This window comes from Companilactobacillus metriopterae, assembly GCF_004117915.1.
In the GTDB taxonomy this organism is placed as follows: Bacteria; Bacillota; Bacilli; order Lactobacillales; family Lactobacillaceae; genus Companilactobacillus; species Companilactobacillus metriopterae.
On the sequence record NZ_RSTD01000001.1, the window covers coordinates 807,881 to 822,717 of the forward strand.

Genomic DNA, 14,837 nt, shown 5'->3' on the forward strand with positions numbered 1-14,837 from the left:
ACAATATGTGAAGGCCTAGTAAACTTATTCTTCTCGTTTTGCTTCTTCAATTTTTTCTGCTTCTTTTTCTAGCAAGATTGAATCTGGATCAATTTCAATTTTGTCATCAGCAATTTCTTCGAATGCACGTCCAATTGTTCTTGGTGATTTATAATCGTTTAACAACTCAATATCACCGTTCTCTAATTCATGTGCTCTCTTAGCTGCAAGAACTGCTAGAGAATATCTTGAACCAACTCGTTCTAGTAATGTATCAATAGATGGGTGAATAATCATATTTAATTATCTCCTATAATTTTTTTATATTTATCAATAACCCTTGGTACTCTTAAGTGTTCACTACGAATAATTTCTTCGATTTTTTCCACAGCCAAAGGAATTTCATCATTAACCACAGCATAGTCATAGTGCTTCATCATTTCAATCTCACTTTTTGCTGTTTCCATTCTTCTATCTATTGTAGCAGAATCATCTGTTCCACGACCTGTTATACGATTCCTAAGAGAAGAAAGATCTGGTGGTGTTAGGAATATATAAACTCCATCAGGCATCTTTTCTCTAACCTGCATAGCACCGTTAACTTCTATCTCTAGGAGTACATCTATACCGGCTTCTAGTTTCTCGTTAACATATTTTAATGGTGTTCCGTAGTAATTGCCAACGTAATTAGCATACTCCAACATACCATCATTTTTTATCTCATTTTCAAATTCTTCTTTTGTTCTAAAGTAATAGTCAACACCATCTTGTTCACCAGGTCTCATATTTCTAGTAGTCATTGAGATTGAATAATCGAATTGAACAGATGATTTTTCTAACATAGCTTGTCTAACTGTACCTTTGCCAACACCTGAAGGTCCAGACAAAACTATCAACATTCCTTTTGATGACATTTTTTTCCCTACTTATATTTATTATGTTATATATCATGCAATAAAAACACTAATTTTTCAAGGACTAAAGACCCTTGAAAAAAGTTATTAAGAAAATCTAAAGGTAAATTTGCGTATACGAACAATCGTTCGTATACTGTGGATACACAAACAAATGTTCGGGGGATATAAATAATGCAAATGAAACAACCTACAACTATGAGCTTTGCAAAGAACATAATTTCTAGTACAACTAACTTTATCGACAAAACTTTAGACTTCAATCTAAACTTCGATGACAATAATCTAAAACAAATGCCAGCAGAACAAATTGAAATATTTGCTCAACAAAGTTTTTCTAATGGATATAATGTTTTAATTACTTTCACAAATAATCAAAAGATAACTGGCCAAATTACAAAGAAAATTAACGATAGAAAATTTATTTTAACTAATAAATCTAGTAATTTACTACAAATCTTGGATTTAGAAATGGTTAAGTCAATTAATCTAATCTAATTTTTTTCGTTCATCTTTTGCTAAGTTCAATAACTCTTCAGCATGTTCCTTAGTTACATCCGTGATTTTAGTCCCAGCAAGCATCAATGAAATAGCGTCAATCCTCTCAGGATCGTCTAATAATGAAACTCTAGTTTGAGTTTTATTACTGACGGTCTCTTTTTTTATCAAGAATTGTTTATCTGACATTGCAGCTACTTGTGGTAAATGTGTGATACATAGAACTTGAACTGATTGAGAAACTGTATATATTTTATCACCAATTGACTGTGCAACTTTACCACTTACACCTGTATCAATTTCGTCAAAAATAATTGTTTCCACATTCATTTTAGTTGCAAGAATAGTTTCAAATGCAAGGATCACACGAGACAATTCACCACCTGAAGCAACCTTTACCAATGGTTTAAAATCTTCTCCAACATTAGTTTTTAGTTCAAAACTAACCAGATCCAGACCATTGTTATTAATCTGACTGTCTTTTAATCTTTCAAATTTCACTTTGAATCGTGCATTTTTCATTTGTAATTCTACAAACTGTGAATTAATAGATTTTTCTATTTTTTTAGCAGTTTGCTTACGTAATTCAGATATTCTTTCAGCATCTGAAATTAACTTTCTTTCTTTTTTAGATAAATCTTCCTTGAGTTCATCTAAATTACGATCTCCTAAATCCAACTGAGATAATTCTTCATGTGCAGATTGTCCATATTGAATTATTTCATCTAAAGTAGGACCATACTTTTTCTTTAATTCATCAATAGCTAATAATCTTTTTTGAATCTCCTCTAAACGAGATTCATCAAAGTCTAAACTATCAATCAAATTAGAGATTGTTGTCAGATCATCTTGCAACTGGTAGTAAGCACCATCTAAAGATTGAAATAAACTAGAATATTCTCTATCTAATTCACTAATAGATTCCACATTTGATCTGACAGTTCCTAGCGTATCAACTGTACCTACATTATTTTCAGAAAGTAGCTGATAACTTTCATTTAGAGCGTTGCTAATTTTTTCGAAATTTGCAAGACGATTCTTTTCTTCATCTAAAGTTACGTCTTCATTTTCTTTTAAATTTGCACCATCTATTTCTTCAATTTGAAATTTCAACATATCAATTCTTTGTGCAACACTTTGTGCATTCTTTTGAAGCAAATCTAGTTTTGCTTTCTGCTTATTATATTCTGAGTAATTGGCTTGATAATCTTCAAGCTGCTTAACTAAATCATCATCGTTATATCTGTCTAAAATTGTTATGTGATTATCTTCAGTAAGAAGTTCTTGTTGTTGATTTTGGCCGTGAATCTCTACTAAAAATTTTCCAATATTTCTTAGTGAGTTAGTGTTTACTAAAACTCCATTTATATGACAAACATTGCGCCCTTTGTGGTTTATTTCTCGATCAATTATGATGCTATTGTCATCATGCTCAATACCCATTTCATCCAAGATAGACAATGATGGATTGTTCTTAGAAATATCAAATAATCCCTGTACCTTAAGAGATTCTTCACCTGTACGAATGAAATCTGTCGACGATCTATTACCAACAATCAATCCTAAAGCATCAATTATAATTGACTTACCAGCACCAGTTTCCCCTGTTAGAGAAGTCATACCAGTATCAAAATTGATTTTCAATTCACTAATAATGGCAAAATTATTAATGATTAACTCTTTTAACATAAATACACCCTACTTCAAATCAGAATAAGCTCGTTCCATTGTATCTTCAATTGATACTGATTCTGAGATGGAACCTTCTACCTCAGATTCTGGTTTTTGAATTTCCATAAGAAACTCAATATTACCTTCTCCACCCTTAATTGGTGAAAAATCTAATCCTTCTACAAGAAATCCTGTCTTCTTTGCAAATTCGGTAATTTTCTCTAAAACCATTTTATGAACTTTTGAATCTCTAACAATTCCATGTTTTCCAACATTTTCAGGACCGGCTTCAAATTGTGGCTTAATTAAACATACAGCATGTGCACCTGTCTCGATAATTTCAAACATTGGTGGCAATATTAATTCAAGTGAGATAAAAGAGACGTCAGTCATTGCAAAGTTTGGACGTCCTTGATCAAAGTCATCTGGTTTACTATATCGAAAATTAACTCGTTCCATAACTATAACACGTTCATCACTTCTAAGTTTCCAAGCTAATTGGTTATATCCTACGTCTAGTGCATAAACTTTTTTTGCTCCATTTTGTAATGCAACATCAGTGAATCCACCTGTTGATGATCCAATATCCAAACAAGTTTTGTCAGTTAAATCGATATTAAAGGATTCTAAGGCCTTTTCTAACTTATATCCACCACGACTAACGTATTTACTATGAGCACCTTCAACAACATGTAGAATGGTTTCTTCATCAATTTTTTCTCCAGGCTTATCATATCTTAAATTATCTTGATCATATACTTGCCCAGCCATTACAGATCTTTTAGCCTGCTCACGTGATTCAAAAAAATTCTGTTCTACAAGTAAAACATCAACTCTTTTTTTAGCCAAAAATATATCTCCTACTATTTAAAATAATCTAAAAAACTAACTAATAGATTCTTATCAAATTTTTCTTCTTTTAAGACAGCGTTTAAAGCATCTTTTACATATTCAGATAACAGATCTTCACTTTCATTGATACCTAATAAATTGGGAAAAGTATTCTTATTTTTATCTTCACCATTTTGAAAATCATCTATATCATCCTTTATTTGAAAAGCTAACCCAATTTTCTTTGCATATTCTACCAAATTAATAGATATCGAGTGATCAGCTGTAGTTGCTCCCATAGTCACAGATGCAACAATCAGATCACCAGTTTTCTCATTATGAAGTTCTACTAATTCATCAAAACTGAGTTTTTTGTTCTCACTATCCATATCTTTTACTTGACCTGCAACCATTCCCATAGGACCTGAATTATGTGAAAGGACACGAATAGCCGCCATACGACGACTTGCATCTAACTTGGATTTTGATATCCAATAAAATGCTTGAGTCAATAATGCATCCCCTGTAAGTACCGCAATTGCTGCGTCAAATTTTTTATGAACAGTGGGTTTACCACGTCTAGTATCTGAGTTATCCATTTCAGGCAGGTCATCATGAATTAGTGAATATGTATGAATTAACTCTATTGCACCTGCTAGATCAAAATATTCGTTGAGATTTTCAAACTTAATCCCAGAAGAGTAAACAGTTGCAAGCATTAACATAGGACGAACTCTTTTACCGCCTGAATTAACGGCATACAACATAGCTTCACGCAAATCAGGTTGTGTTACATCTTTTGTAATTTGGCTATTCAAATATTCATTAAAACTTGGTAGTAATTTATCTCTAAATTCTAAAAAGTTAGTAATTTCCATTTTAGTCCTCTTTTGTAGTGATTTCTGGCATGTCTTTTAGTGTGCCATCTTCGCTCATAACCTTAGTTACTGTTTCTTCTGCTTGATCCAAAGTTGATTGTAGTTCTTTGCTCAAATCTATCCCTTTTTTAAAATTGTTCATTGCCTCTTCTAAAGGAACATTTCCCTCTTCAAGATTTTTAACAATATTTTCAAGTTCAGTTAGATTTTCTTCAAATGTCTTTTTCTTTTCAACCATGTTTTAGTCCTCTTCTACTGAAATAATTTCAGTTTTAGCATTACCGTCTATAAATTTTAAATTCAACTCATTACCAACTTCAACTTGCTTAACCGAAGTAATGATATTTTGATCTTTATCTGTAGAAATTGTATATCCTCTTGTTAGTGTCTTCAAGGGACTCAATGAATCTAGTGAAGCAATATCCCCTGCAAATTTGTTTTTTTGTAAATTAATTAATCTATTAACCGAACTAATCATATTTTGTTTACTATTTAAAATTAGTTGGCGATTTTTTTCAATATCATTAAGTGGTGTTTGATTTTTTAAACGAACATCTAACAAGTTTGTTCTTTCTTTATTGTTTCGAATTTTCTCCGAAACACTCTGGCTTAAACGTTTAATTAAACTATCAAGTTTCTGTAGATATACTTCATATATTCTTTCAGGATGCTTCAGAAATACGCTTTGAGAGCTTCTGTCCAATAACTGCTGTTTTGATTTGATTAATCTTGTTTCACTATTAAATAATCTTGCTTTCAAATCATTAATCTGACTTAATAATTCAATCAATTCTGGAGTTGCTATTTCAGCTGCGGCTGTTGGTGTTGCTGCTCTAACGTCTGCAACAAGATCTGCAATTGTAGTGTCTGTTTCATGTCCAACAGAAGAAATAACTGGTATATCACTGTCCAGAATGGCCCTTGCAACTTTTTCGTCATTGAATGGTGCTAGATCTTCTATAGATCCTCCACCACGACCAATGATAATCGTATCAAAATTGCCATCTTCTTTTATATGTTGCAACTGACTTACGATGGTGTCTGCTGCATTATCTCCTTGAACCTGTGCTGGGTACAAGATTATTTGTACTATTGGAAATCGACGATGTGTAGTCGTCATAATATCATGGATAACAGCACCAGATTGACTGGTTACAACCGCTATCCTACGAGGAAATTGTGATATTTCTTTCTTAGGAAGGTTGAAAACTCCTTCTTCTAAAAGTTTTTTCTTTAACTTTTCCAATTCTAGATAATATTTACCTAAACCGTCAGGTTGCATTGAATCAACATATATCTGATAAGTTCCACCAGGTTCATATAGTGAAATACGTCCCTCAGCAAGAACCTTCATACCTTCTTCTGGTTCAAAATTTAACTTAGCAAAACTATTTTTAAACATTATCGCTGAAATCTTACTTTTATCATCTTTTAAAGAAAAATATTGATGTGAGTTAGGTCTATTTCTAAAGTTAGAAATTTCGCCGACTAAATAAACCTTACCTAAGTAAGGATCAACATCAAATTTACGTTTAATGTATTGAGTTACTGCTGAAATCGATAAATATTGAGATGTATCTGGCATGCTATCTTCTTTCTGCTAGTGTTATTACTTGGTCCATTAGTGCTGTGATAGTCATTGGTCCCACTCCACCGGGAACAGGACTAATATATGAAGTTTTAGAACTTACATCGTCATAATCAACATCACCGCATAGTTTTCCTTCTTCATCACGGTCCATGCCGACATCTACAACAACAGCTCCTTCTTTAACAAAATTTGATTTAACAAATTTAGCTTTTCCAATTGCTACAATCAATATATCCGCTTGACTAGTAACTTCAGGTAAGTTCTTTGTTCTAGAATGAGTCATGGTAACTGTAGCATTACGTTCTAAAAGCATAGCTGAAACAGGTTTCCCTACTATGTTACTACGTCCAATAACTACAGCATTCTTTCCTTCAATTTCTATATTGTAAAAATCAAGCATCATCAAAATACCTGCTGCTGTAGCAGGTAATGTATTGGGTTGGCCTATCCATAAATTTCCAACATTTTCTGGTGAAAATCCATCAACGTCCTTTTTGGAATCAATTGCTTTTATTACTTTATCTTCATTAATATGATCAGGTAATGGCAACTGTACAATAAACCCATCTACCGTATTATCATTATTTAATTCTTCAATTTTATTTAGAAGAGTATCTTGAGAAACGTCAGATTCAAAATGAATCAAATCAAAATTAATTCCTAATTTTTCAGCTCTTTTTTGTTTATTTCGAACATAAACAGAGCTAGCTCCACTGTCCCCAACTAAAATAACTGAAAGTCCAGGTATTATACCTTTTGCTTTCAATTCAGAGACTCTTTGCATCATCTCTTGATCAAGTGTATTTGCGACTTCTTTACCATTTAACTGTTTCATCATTTTCACCTAAAAAAGGCCGGTACTACTGTACCAGCCTCTATCCTTCAACAAAATTTGATAAAATTCCATTAACAAAAGATTTTGAATCTTTATCGCTATATTCACCGGCAATTTCAATTGCTTCATTAATTGCAACTTTTTTAGGAACTTCTAAAGAATTTTCCATTTCAAAAAGACCGACTCTCAAAATTGCCAAATCAATTCTTGAAAGTCTTTTAACTGTCCATTTATCCTTAAGATATTTAGATATCTCACTATCTAGTTCGTCTTTCTTATCAATAGTTCCATTAACAAGAAAATCTAAATAACTTGGTATCTTTTCGTCAGCTTCATCTGACATATCCATGACAGTCTCAATAGCAACGGAAGAATCTTCTTCTGTTGTTTCCATAGAGAAAACTGCTTGTACTGCTAATTCTCTTATTTTATGTCTATTCATTACAACACTATTCCTTACTATCTGAGATTACACGCTCAATAGTTTCGTCTTTTTTAGTAATTAATCCAACAACATGAACATTGACTTGATTTAATTCTAAATCAGTCATGAATGAAAGTTGTTCAATAGCTATTTTCTGAATTTCTGTTGAAACTTTAGGGATTGAAACTCCATATTCAAGATATACAAATATGTCAGCAGAAATATTATCACCATTAAATTTGACATCAACACCCTTACCATGGTTGATGATACCAAATAAAGAATTAATACGATTTGATAATGTACCACGCATTTCATATACGCCTTCAACTTGACTAGTGGCAATTCCCAATATAATCTCAAGAACTTGATATGAAATCTCTGCGTTGCCTTCGACGCTTCCGATATTTTCTTTTAGTGTTACATATTTTTGATCTGCCATAGTTTCAAATCCTCCTGACATTTAGTTACTAAGCACGTGAAATATATGAACCATCTTGTGTATTAATAGTTAGTACATCACCTGCATTAACGAAAAATGGAACATTAACTACAAGACCTGTTTGCATTGTAGCTGGTTTTGTACCACCAGATTGTGTATCACCCTTAATTGATGCTTCAGTTTCTGCAACTTCAAGATCAACAGTGTTTGGTAAATCAACACCAATTGTCTCACCATTGTACATCATGATACTAACTTCCATATTTTCTTTAAGATAGTTAAGCTCTGATGTAATTACTTCTGCAGGAAGTGATAGTTGTTCATATGTATTCATATCCATGAACACGTGATTTGTTCCTTCAGCATATAGATATTGCATTTTTTTAGTTTCAATTTGTGCCTTTTCAACCTTAGCAGTTGATCTAAATGTCATTTCTTGAACAGCACCAGTTCTAAGATTTTTTAATTTAGAACGAACAAAGGCTCCACCTTTACCAGGTTTAACATGTTGAAATTCGATAACTCTCCAAATACCATCTTTAACTTCAATGGTAAGACCGTTTTTGAATTCATTAACTGAAATAGACATACTATAAATTCTCCTCAAATTGATATAAAAACATTTAACACTATTATATTACCAATAATTACATAACAATCGCAATAAACATAGTTAATTATATAAAAAAAAGAGGACATTGTCCTCTCCAAAAGATTAGTATACTGAAACTTTCTTTTTGTCGCGTCCCATTCTTTCGAACTTAACAACGCCATCTGTAAGTGCAAATAGAGTATCATCTCCACCGCGACCAACGTTTTCACCTGGGTGAATCTTTGTTCCACGTTGTCTATAGATAATTGAACCAGCTTTGATAGCTTGTCCATCAGCACGCTTAGCACCTAGTCTACGACCAGCTGAGTCACGACCATTTGATGTTGAACCTCCACCTTTGTGGTGAGAGAAGAATTGTAAATTCATTTTTAGCATAAGTATATTCTCCTAATCGAATTTGATTGTGTCGTCTGTTATGGAAACTTTTATATTATCTTGATAGCTATCTTGGATATCAACCAAAATATAATACAAGTTTTCCAATAGTAATGAGGTATCATGTGATACTTCACTAGTAATCTGGCAACCTAGATGGCCACCATTAACCTCGTCAAGAACAACTTGAAACTGAGATTTAGTAAGTTTCTCCAGATTATTCATAGTACCAATAGATATTGCTGATACTGCTGCACACACCAAATCTTGCCCATAGGGACCTGACTCGGCATGACCAGTAATAATGAACGAATCATACTGCTCTAAGTTATTCTGGTGAAATTTAGCGATTATCATTAGCCTTTGATACTATCAATAACTACTTTAGTATAAGGTTGACGATGACCTGTCTTTGTATGTGAATGCTTCTTAGGTTTGTATTTGTAAGTAACAATTTTCTTGTTCTTACCTTGTTTTTCAACTTTACCTGAAACTGAAGCTCCCTTAACAAAAGGATCTCCTACTTTCACACTATTGCCGTCAGAAACAAGGATTACTTCATCAAAAGTAACTGCCTTGCCTTCTTCAACGTCAAGTTTTTCAATATAAATTGCGTCATTTTCAGCAACTTTATATTGTTTACCACCAGTTTTAATAATTGCGTACATACGTGTACACTCCCTTACTCAGACTCGCCAATCAGGTGCTATGCTTGGATACCTGATTTGAGCGGTTGTAGATGCAATGTGATTGCAACTAGTAAAATATAGCAAAATTCCACGTAATAATCAACAGTTGATTGAGTATTTCTGGTTTTTATAATTGTATAATTAACTTATAATAAAAATAAATATTCATAATTAACCATTAACTATGTTAAAGGAAAAATACCCATGAATAAAAAAAAGTCAATCCGTGAAAATATTGTTTTTAAGTATATATACTTTATTACTACAATTCTACTTGCATTGGTGTCTATTATACTACTTATCTTAGATTACTCTGGAAAAATAGATTTAAACAAACAACCGTATTTTTTTGTTGATCAATTAATACTTGGCATCTTTACTGTAGATTATATTGTGAGATTCATTATTTCAAAAAACAAAAAACAGTTCTTCAGAAAAAATATTTTTGAGTTACTTGCTATCCTGCCTTTCAGCACAATCTTCTACTCTTTTAGGCTTGTAAAGATATTTAGATTTGCAAAATTTTTGCAACTAAATCAGGCATTTCAAATTCTTAGAATTTTTGGCTTCTTGGGTAAATTTCAAAAAAGTGTCAAACGTTTCCTTAATACTAATGGATTCATATATATTATGATTGCCGGAATAATCTTAATGTGTTTTTCAGCCATCGTATACTCTTATGTTGAAAATATTAAACTTTCAACTGCATTTTGGTGGGCTATTGTTACAACTACAACCGTTGGTTATGGAGATGTAGTTCCGCATACCGGAATAGGTAGATTTGTTTCAGCAATTCTTATGATTATTGGTATCAGTTTCCTTGGAATTATTACCAGTGCAATAACTAACTTTGTTACCAATAATGAAACTGAAAAATCCGACGAAAAAATTGAAAAAGTAATTGAAAAACTTGAATCATTGGAGAATCAAAACGCAAAGCTAGAAAAAGAATTATCAGATATTAAATCAAAAATAGATAAATAAAAAAACTCGTACATAATGTACGAGTTTTTATTTGTTATTAAAAGATTGTGCATGAAGCATCCAAGAAACACCATATTTATCTTCGAATGCACCCATTTTTCCACCCCAGAATTGTTCTTTATAAGGCATAGTAATTTTTACTTCGTTAGATTTTTCTAGTTTTGCAAAGAATTTATTTGATTCTTCTAAACTTTCAGAATCGTCGCTATTTACTTCTAGGTTCAAAGTAATTCCATTAGTAATTTTTTCACCTGTTGTAAATTTATCTGCTGCGTAAAGTCTAGATCCTAATATTTCAAGTTCAGAATGCATTGTTAGACTATTCAAATCCACTTTAGATGGATCAAAACCAAATTGACCAGCTTGTTCTTCACTAGGACTTAATCTAGTAATAATCTTTGCTCCAAATACTTCTTCATAATATTCTAGTGCTTCTTTTGCACTATCAAAGGCGATATAAGGTACTAATCTTGATTCCATATTTGTTTTCTCCTAAGTTTTAAATAAATGCTAGCAATACTAAATGTATTGTAAAGCCCCAAACCATATGGCCTAATGCTTCAGAAAAATGTTCTTCCCACGGTTGTTTCCAAAATGGAGGTACAGTTTTCAACATTGGCATTAAAATAATATGATATATAATCCAGATTATTAATCCAAAAATTGTTCCCATTCCTATACTTATAATTGGATAGAATATAAAAATCCAACAATAAAGCACAGAAAAAAATATTGAAAATGAAAAATGCATAATTAAGCTAACCCAAGGAATTTGTTGTCCTGAATAACTGTATGTCAAATGAGTAATTCGATAAGGAACACCTATCTGCTGTAACATCTTTTGTGGCGGATTTGTTTCATTTCTTTCATCAGTTCTGGGTGGAAGTATGACCTCCCATCCTAATTTAACAATTCCTGAAATGATACCTGCTGTTATTCCGATAATTAGAATAGGTATACTCATCATTTATACTAATCCTTAAACTTAACAGCAGTACCATATGCAACTACTGACTGCATATCTGTTCCGATTGAACCAGAGTCAAATCTCATCATCACAATGGCATCTGCTCCCATTTCCTTAGCATTATTGCGTAATCTTTCTACAGCAGTATCACGAGATTCTTCTAGCATTTTTGAATATGCTTTTATCTCTCCCCCGACAACATTTTTCAAAGATGCACCAATGTTACTAAAAACATTTTTTGATTGTGTTGTTAGACCGAAAACTTCACCAATAACTTCATATTCCTTACCAGGAACTTTTTCAGTGGTTGTTACTAGTATTTCATTTTGCATATTAATTCCTCCTAAAATTATAATGTCTAAATTATATATTAATAATTTGTTTTGAACAAAGTATTGTTATTATATATACTAAGTCTTAGAAATGGAGCTGAAATTTATGGCAGACAAAGAATTTGATTTGAACAATATTAATCCTTTAGATATATTTGGAGATATTTTTGAAGAGGCATCTATGGACTACATATGTCCCAATTGCCAAGTAAAAATTGCTGCAAAGGTCTTAAAAGACAAGTGCACTAATTGTGGTGCTGATATTGAAATAGAAAAAAGATAATAGGAGTATACAAATGCCTCAAGAAAAACCTTTCTATAAAACTGCATGGTTTTGGACTTTAATAGTTGCTATTTTAGTTATTATTGGTTTCTTTACTGGTGTAAAAATTCATAACCAAAAAGAAGCTGACAAACGCGAAGCTGCAGCAAATGCATATAAAGTAACATATTCAGATTATAGTAAAATCAAAGTAGGTCTTACTGATGGAGATAGCGCAGATAAAGTCAAAAAAGATTTAGGTAAAACATCTACAAGTAATGTTTCAAAGGCCACAGGCACTGAGATTGCTACATATTCTTGGAACAAAGTAAAAAACGGTGATGTTGGTTCAAATATTGCGGTTACAATTACTGATGGTCATGCAACAAATAAAACAATCAGTGGTTTAAAGGTTAAACGTGATAAGAAAATAAATTTAAAACAATACAACAGCATTAAAGTAGGTGCTGGTTATAATGATGCTTTAGATAAACTAGGAAAACCAAACTCATATTCAGTTACCATCAATAAAGATGGCACAACAACAAAGACAATTGGCTACACATCAGGACTTAATGGTGGAGATTCTGCAATGATTCTTCTTACATTTAATGACAATCGTCTTAGTGATAAATCACAACTTTCACTTAAATAATCAAAAGCACATCCTAAGATGTGCTTTTTTATTTTGACAAAATTTATTTTTGATTAGAAAAAGATTAGTATTTTCTAATCTTCTGTTTTACAATTAAAATATTAAACGAGAAAGGTAATTACACATATGGACAAAAGTATTTTAAAATCTGAAGATTTTTATTTAAACCCTGATCGACAAATATCTATAATTGATTTTAATAAAAACTATGTGAATAATATTTTTCAACTAGTTAACAGTAAGGCCTTAAAAAGATTAGTAAGCTTGTACCTTGAAAATCAAAAGCACTCTAGTCCCAATCATTTAGAGAATCAAGGGGCTGATATATATGTATCTACACTTAAAGCAATATTAGTAGATGATAAACCTAATTATTCTCAGTTTGATGATGATGAAATCTTACAAAGTATTGAAGATTTTTATTCATTCTATAGAGCATATCTAAGAATTTCTGTAGTGAACTTGCATAACAGTAGCATTGTTTCAAAAGAATTCATTGATATTGACGAAAAATTCAATGAAATTGTTATTCAACTGTATAGAACTATTGAAGAGAAAGTCCAAGGATTTAAAACTAATACTTTCCGACAAGTTAATGCTGGTACAAATGCTAGTATCCTAACTCAATCTATAGAATGGGATACTCCTGCAAAATATAATTCATTAAAATCTATACAGTTTCTGAACACAATGATGCTAAAACCACCCCTAATGATGCATACAAAAAGTAACAAACGTGAAGGAACTTTTACGGCAGTGGATTACAATCCTATTGATCATTTCAATGGTGAACGTGATGAATGGTTCTGCTACCCTGCCCTAATTGGCGAAAGTTTAGCATTTATATACTTCCATCGTGATTATTTTGTGAGTGGACTTGCTCTAGCTAACCTATTTAAACTTGCTGACACTTCAAAAATAGCAGAACAAAAACCTGATTTAATTCTATTGTTTGGTATAAAAGAAACTGAAGGTCAAGTTAGTCACTTCCACCATGATACTGAAAACGACATCTGGGTTGGCGAAGTTCCATATAACGACAAAACTACTTATTTTGGTTATATGAAAAAAATGTGTCTGACTTTGCACAACCTACATATGATTTATACTGACAATTTACCAATACACGGATCAATGGTTCGCATTAGCTTTTCAAACGGTAAACACAAAACAGTAGTCTTCTTTGGTGATTCCGGTGCTGGTAAATCAGAATCCATCGAAGCACTTCAAGAAGTCGCTGACGATAAGATTAACAATATAGAAACAATTTTTGATGATATGGGTAGTTTTTCATTTGATGAAAATGGAAATATCTATGCACAAGGTACCGAAACTGGTGCCTTTGTGAGACTAGATGACTTAAGCAATTCAGTAGCTTTTAATAATATGGATCGAGGTGTTTACCTAAATCCAGAGCTACAAAATGCACGTGTCATAATACCTGCCAATATTCATAAACGTGTTATTGAGCATCACAACATTGACATGTGGGTCTATGCAAACAATTACGATAATGAAATTGGATTACATAGATTCGATGATATTAATCAAGCAAAAGATACTTTTGTTTCAGGTAAACGCAAAGCACTTGGAACAACTGATGAAGTTGGTATGACTACTACCTTCTTCTCAAATCCATTTGGTCCTGTACAAGAACCAGAAAAAACACAACCTATTATCGATAAAGTCTTCGACAAATTGTTTGAAGACAATATATATGTAGGAGAAATTTACACTCACCTTGGTAACGATAAATCCAAAGATAGTCTAAATGAATCCGCAAAAGAACTATTGAATGAACTTTATAATAATTAAAAAAGCCTCCGCTTATTGTGGAGGTCTTTTAATTAAAATGGTCAAATCAACAATTATCCTATAGCTAAAAGGTGATTTTTAT

General features: G+C 32.1%; 22 protein-coding genes and 1 other annotated feature. Of the genes, 5 read left to right on the forward strand and 17 right to left on the reverse strand.

The window, feature by feature from the left end; genetic code table 11:
• Positions 1-24: 24 nt before the first annotated feature.
• Positions 25-276, reverse strand: coding sequence for a DNA-directed RNA polymerase subunit omega (gene rpoZ / locus EKN01_RS04115; RefSeq protein ID WP_099974911.1), 252 nt, complete (start codon positions 274-276; stop codon positions 25-27).
• A 2-nt stretch (positions 277-278) separates the two neighbouring features.
• Positions 279-893 (reverse strand): guanylate kinase, encoded by a 615-nt coding sequence (gene gmk / locus EKN01_RS04120; RefSeq protein WP_129045099.1) that lies wholly within the window; start codon positions 891-893, stop codon positions 279-281.
• 174 nt (positions 894-1,067) lie between these two features.
• Between gmk and EKN01_RS04125 the strand changes: the two genes are divergently transcribed.
• Complete coding sequence (locus tag EKN01_RS04125; protein ID WP_129045100.1) at positions 1,068-1,391, forward strand: hypothetical protein; 324 nt, start codon at positions 1,068-1,070, stop codon at positions 1,389-1,391.
• On the opposite strand, the gene recN is transcribed toward EKN01_RS04125, so the two are convergent.
• The 12 genes from recN to rplU form a co-directional block, all read right to left on the reverse strand.
• A complete protein-coding gene (recN, locus tag EKN01_RS04130; protein WP_129045101.1) occupies positions 1,383-3,080 on the reverse strand; it encodes a DNA repair protein RecN in 1,698 nt (565 codons plus the stop codon). The genes EKN01_RS04125 and recN overlap by 9 nt on opposite strands.
• A gap of 9 nt (positions 3,081-3,089) precedes the next feature.
• The gene (locus tag EKN01_RS04135) at positions 3,090-3,911 is read right to left on the reverse strand and encodes a TlyA family RNA methyltransferase (protein WP_099974915.1); all 822 of its coding nucleotides are present in this window, start codon (positions 3,909-3,911) and stop codon (positions 3,090-3,092) included.
• 14 nt (positions 3,912-3,925) lie between these two features.
• Positions 3,926-4,771 carry a polyprenyl synthetase family protein gene (locus tag EKN01_RS04140; RefSeq protein WP_129045102.1) on the reverse strand — a complete coding sequence of 282 codons (846 nt, stop codon included), beginning with the start codon at positions 4,769-4,771 and terminating at the stop codon, positions 3,926-3,928.
• A 1-nt stretch (position 4,772) separates the two neighbouring features.
• The gene (locus tag EKN01_RS04145; protein WP_129045103.1) at positions 4,773-5,009 is read right to left on the reverse strand and encodes an exodeoxyribonuclease VII small subunit; all 237 of its coding nucleotides are present in this window, start codon (positions 5,007-5,009) and stop codon (positions 4,773-4,775) included.
• Positions 5,010-5,012: 3 nt separating this feature from the next.
• Entirely contained in the window at positions 5,013-6,356 is a 1,344-nt protein-coding gene (gene xseA / locus EKN01_RS04150; RefSeq protein ID WP_129045104.1) for an exodeoxyribonuclease VII large subunit, read from the reverse strand.
• Between the two features lies 1 nt (position 6,357).
• Complete coding sequence (locus EKN01_RS04155) at positions 6,358-7,200, reverse strand: bifunctional 5,10-methylenetetrahydrofolate dehydrogenase/5,10-methenyltetrahydrofolate cyclohydrolase (RefSeq protein WP_129045105.1); 843 nt, start codon at positions 7,198-7,200, stop codon at positions 6,358-6,360.
• A gap of 37 nt (positions 7,201-7,237) precedes the next feature.
• The gene (gene nusB / locus EKN01_RS04160; protein ID WP_129045106.1) at positions 7,238-7,639 is read right to left on the reverse strand and encodes a transcription antitermination factor NusB; all 402 of its coding nucleotides are present in this window, start codon (positions 7,637-7,639) and stop codon (positions 7,238-7,240) included.
• A gap of 7 nt (positions 7,640-7,646) precedes the next feature.
• The gene (locus EKN01_RS04165; RefSeq protein WP_099974921.1) at positions 7,647-8,063 is read right to left on the reverse strand and encodes an Asp23/Gls24 family envelope stress response protein; all 417 of its coding nucleotides are present in this window, start codon (positions 8,061-8,063) and stop codon (positions 7,647-7,649) included.
• A 28-nt stretch (positions 8,064-8,091) separates the two neighbouring features.
• Positions 8,092-8,652 (reverse strand): elongation factor P, encoded by a 561-nt coding sequence (gene efp / locus EKN01_RS04170; protein WP_099974922.1) that lies wholly within the window; start codon positions 8,650-8,652, stop codon positions 8,092-8,094.
• Between the two features lie 126 nt (positions 8,653-8,778).
• Positions 8,779-9,051, reverse strand: coding sequence for a 50S ribosomal protein L27 (gene rpmA, locus EKN01_RS04175; protein ID WP_099974923.1), 273 nt, complete (start codon positions 9,049-9,051; stop codon positions 8,779-8,781).
• 12 nt (positions 9,052-9,063) lie between these two features.
• Positions 9,064-9,408, reverse strand: coding sequence for a ribosomal-processing cysteine protease Prp (locus EKN01_RS04180; RefSeq protein WP_129045107.1), 345 nt, complete (start codon positions 9,406-9,408; stop codon positions 9,064-9,066).
• Positions 9,408-9,719, reverse strand: coding sequence for a 50S ribosomal protein L21 (gene rplU, locus EKN01_RS04185; RefSeq protein WP_129045108.1), 312 nt, complete (start codon positions 9,717-9,719; stop codon positions 9,408-9,410). The genes EKN01_RS04180 and rplU overlap by 1 nt, the downstream gene beginning before the upstream one ends.
• A gap of 10 nt (positions 9,720-9,729) precedes the next feature.
• Positions 9,730-9,796, reverse strand: a sequence feature (ribosomal protein L21 leader region).
• Positions 9,797-9,944: 148 nt separating this feature from the next.
• Here rplU and EKN01_RS04190 point away from each other — a divergent pair.
• The gene (locus EKN01_RS04190) at positions 9,945-10,724 is read left to right on the forward strand and encodes an ion transporter (RefSeq protein WP_241685241.1); all 780 of its coding nucleotides are present in this window, start codon (positions 9,945-9,947) and stop codon (positions 10,722-10,724) included.
• 27 nt (positions 10,725-10,751) lie between these two features.
• Here EKN01_RS04190 and EKN01_RS04195 read toward each other — a convergent pair whose 3' ends face one another.
• Genes EKN01_RS04195 through EKN01_RS04205 form a run of 3 tightly spaced genes read right to left on the reverse strand, consistent with a single transcriptional unit; the run spans position 10,752 to position 12,023 of the window.
• A complete protein-coding gene (locus EKN01_RS04195) occupies positions 10,752-11,204 on the reverse strand; it encodes a VOC family protein (protein ID WP_129045109.1) in 453 nt (150 codons plus the stop codon).
• Positions 11,205-11,223: 19 nt separating this feature from the next.
• Positions 11,224-11,688 carry a DUF1440 domain-containing protein gene (locus EKN01_RS04200; protein ID WP_129045258.1) on the reverse strand — a complete coding sequence of 155 codons (465 nt, stop codon included), beginning with the start codon at positions 11,686-11,688 and terminating at the stop codon, positions 11,224-11,226.
• Positions 11,689-11,696: 8 nt separating this feature from the next.
• Positions 11,697-12,023: a heavy metal-binding domain-containing protein gene (locus EKN01_RS04205; RefSeq protein ID WP_099974928.1), complete on the reverse strand. Its 327-nt coding sequence runs from the start codon at positions 12,021-12,023 to the stop codon at positions 11,697-11,699.
• Between the two features lie 106 nt (positions 12,024-12,129).
• Here EKN01_RS04205 and EKN01_RS07820 point away from each other — a divergent pair, with 106 nt between their 5' ends.
• The 3 genes from EKN01_RS07820 to EKN01_RS04215 all read left to right on the forward strand — a co-directional run bounded on the left by EKN01_RS07820 (position 12,130) and on the right by EKN01_RS04215 (position 14,755).
• Entirely contained in the window at positions 12,130-12,306 is a 177-nt protein-coding gene (locus EKN01_RS07820) for a hypothetical protein (protein WP_164966363.1), read from the forward strand.
• A gap of 13 nt (positions 12,307-12,319) precedes the next feature.
• Complete coding sequence (locus EKN01_RS04210; RefSeq protein WP_129045110.1) at positions 12,320-12,940, forward strand: DUF3862 domain-containing protein; 621 nt, start codon at positions 12,320-12,322, stop codon at positions 12,938-12,940.
• A gap of 126 nt (positions 12,941-13,066) precedes the next feature.
• Positions 13,067-14,755: an adenine nucleotide alpha hydrolase family protein gene (locus EKN01_RS04215; protein ID WP_129045111.1), complete on the forward strand. Its 1,689-nt coding sequence runs from the start codon at positions 13,067-13,069 to the stop codon at positions 14,753-14,755.
• Positions 14,756-14,837 lie beyond the last annotated feature (82 nt).

Bases quoted from the DNA above. Each gene is read 5' to 3' on its own strand.
- rpoZ (WP_099974911.1), bottom strand. From the start codon at position 276: ATGATTATTCACCCATCTATTGATACATTACTAGAACGAGTTGGTTCA.
- gmk (WP_129045099.1), bottom strand. From the start codon at position 893: ATGTCATCAAAAGGAATGTTGATAGTTTTGTCTGGACCTTCAGGTGTT.
- EKN01_RS04125 (WP_129045100.1), top strand. From the start codon at position 1,068: ATGCAAATGAAACAACCTACAACTATGAGCTTTGCAAAGAACATAATT.
- recN (WP_129045101.1), bottom strand. From the start codon at position 3,080: ATGTTAAAAGAGTTAATCATTAATAATTTTGCCATTATTAGTGAATTG.
- EKN01_RS04140 (WP_129045102.1), bottom strand. From the start codon at position 4,771: ATGGAAATTACTAACTTTTTAGAATTTAGAGATAAATTACTACCAAGT.
- EKN01_RS04145 (WP_129045103.1), bottom strand. From the start codon at position 5,009: ATGGTTGAAAAGAAAAAGACATTTGAAGAAAATCTAACTGAACTTGAA.
- xseA (WP_129045104.1), bottom strand. From the start codon at position 6,356: ATGCCAGATACATCTCAATATTTATCGATTTCAGCAGTAACTCAATAC.
- EKN01_RS04155 (WP_129045105.1), bottom strand. From the start codon at position 7,200: ATGATGAAACAGTTAAATGGTAAAGAAGTCGCAAATACACTTGATCAA.
- nusB (WP_129045106.1), bottom strand. From the start codon at position 7,639: ATGAATAGACATAAAATAAGAGAATTAGCAGTACAAGCAGTTTTCTCT.
- EKN01_RS04165 (WP_099974921.1), bottom strand. From the start codon at position 8,063: ATGGCAGATCAAAAATATGTAACACTAAAAGAAAATATCGGAAGCGTC.
- efp (WP_099974922.1), bottom strand. From the start codon at position 8,652: ATGTCTATTTCAGTTAATGAATTCAAAAACGGTCTTACCATTGAAGTT.
- rpmA (WP_099974923.1), bottom strand. From the start codon at position 9,051: ATGCTAAAAATGAATTTACAATTCTTCTCTCACCACAAAGGTGGAGGT.
- EKN01_RS04180 (WP_129045107.1), bottom strand. From the start codon at position 9,408: ATGATAATCGCTAAATTTCACCAGAATAACTTAGAGCAGTATGATTCG.
- rplU (WP_129045108.1), bottom strand. From the start codon at position 9,719: ATGTACGCAATTATTAAAACTGGTGGTAAACAATATAAAGTTGCTGAA.
- EKN01_RS04190 (WP_241685241.1), top strand. From the start codon at position 9,945: ATGAATAAAAAAAAGTCAATCCGTGAAAATATTGTTTTTAAGTATATA.
- EKN01_RS04195 (WP_129045109.1), bottom strand. From the start codon at position 11,204: ATGGAATCAAGATTAGTACCTTATATCGCCTTTGATAGTGCAAAAGAA.
- EKN01_RS04200 (WP_129045258.1), bottom strand. From the start codon at position 11,688: ATGAGTATACCTATTCTAATTATCGGAATAACAGCAGGTATCATTTCA.
- EKN01_RS04205 (WP_099974928.1), bottom strand. From the start codon at position 12,023: ATGCAAAATGAAATACTAGTAACAACCACTGAAAAAGTTCCTGGTAAG.
- EKN01_RS07820 (WP_164966363.1), top strand. From the start codon at position 12,130: ATGGCAGACAAAGAATTTGATTTGAACAATATTAATCCTTTAGATATA.
- EKN01_RS04210 (WP_129045110.1), top strand. From the start codon at position 12,320: ATGCCTCAAGAAAAACCTTTCTATAAAACTGCATGGTTTTGGACTTTA.
- EKN01_RS04215 (WP_129045111.1), top strand. From the start codon at position 13,067: ATGGACAAAAGTATTTTAAAATCTGAAGATTTTTATTTAAACCCTGAT.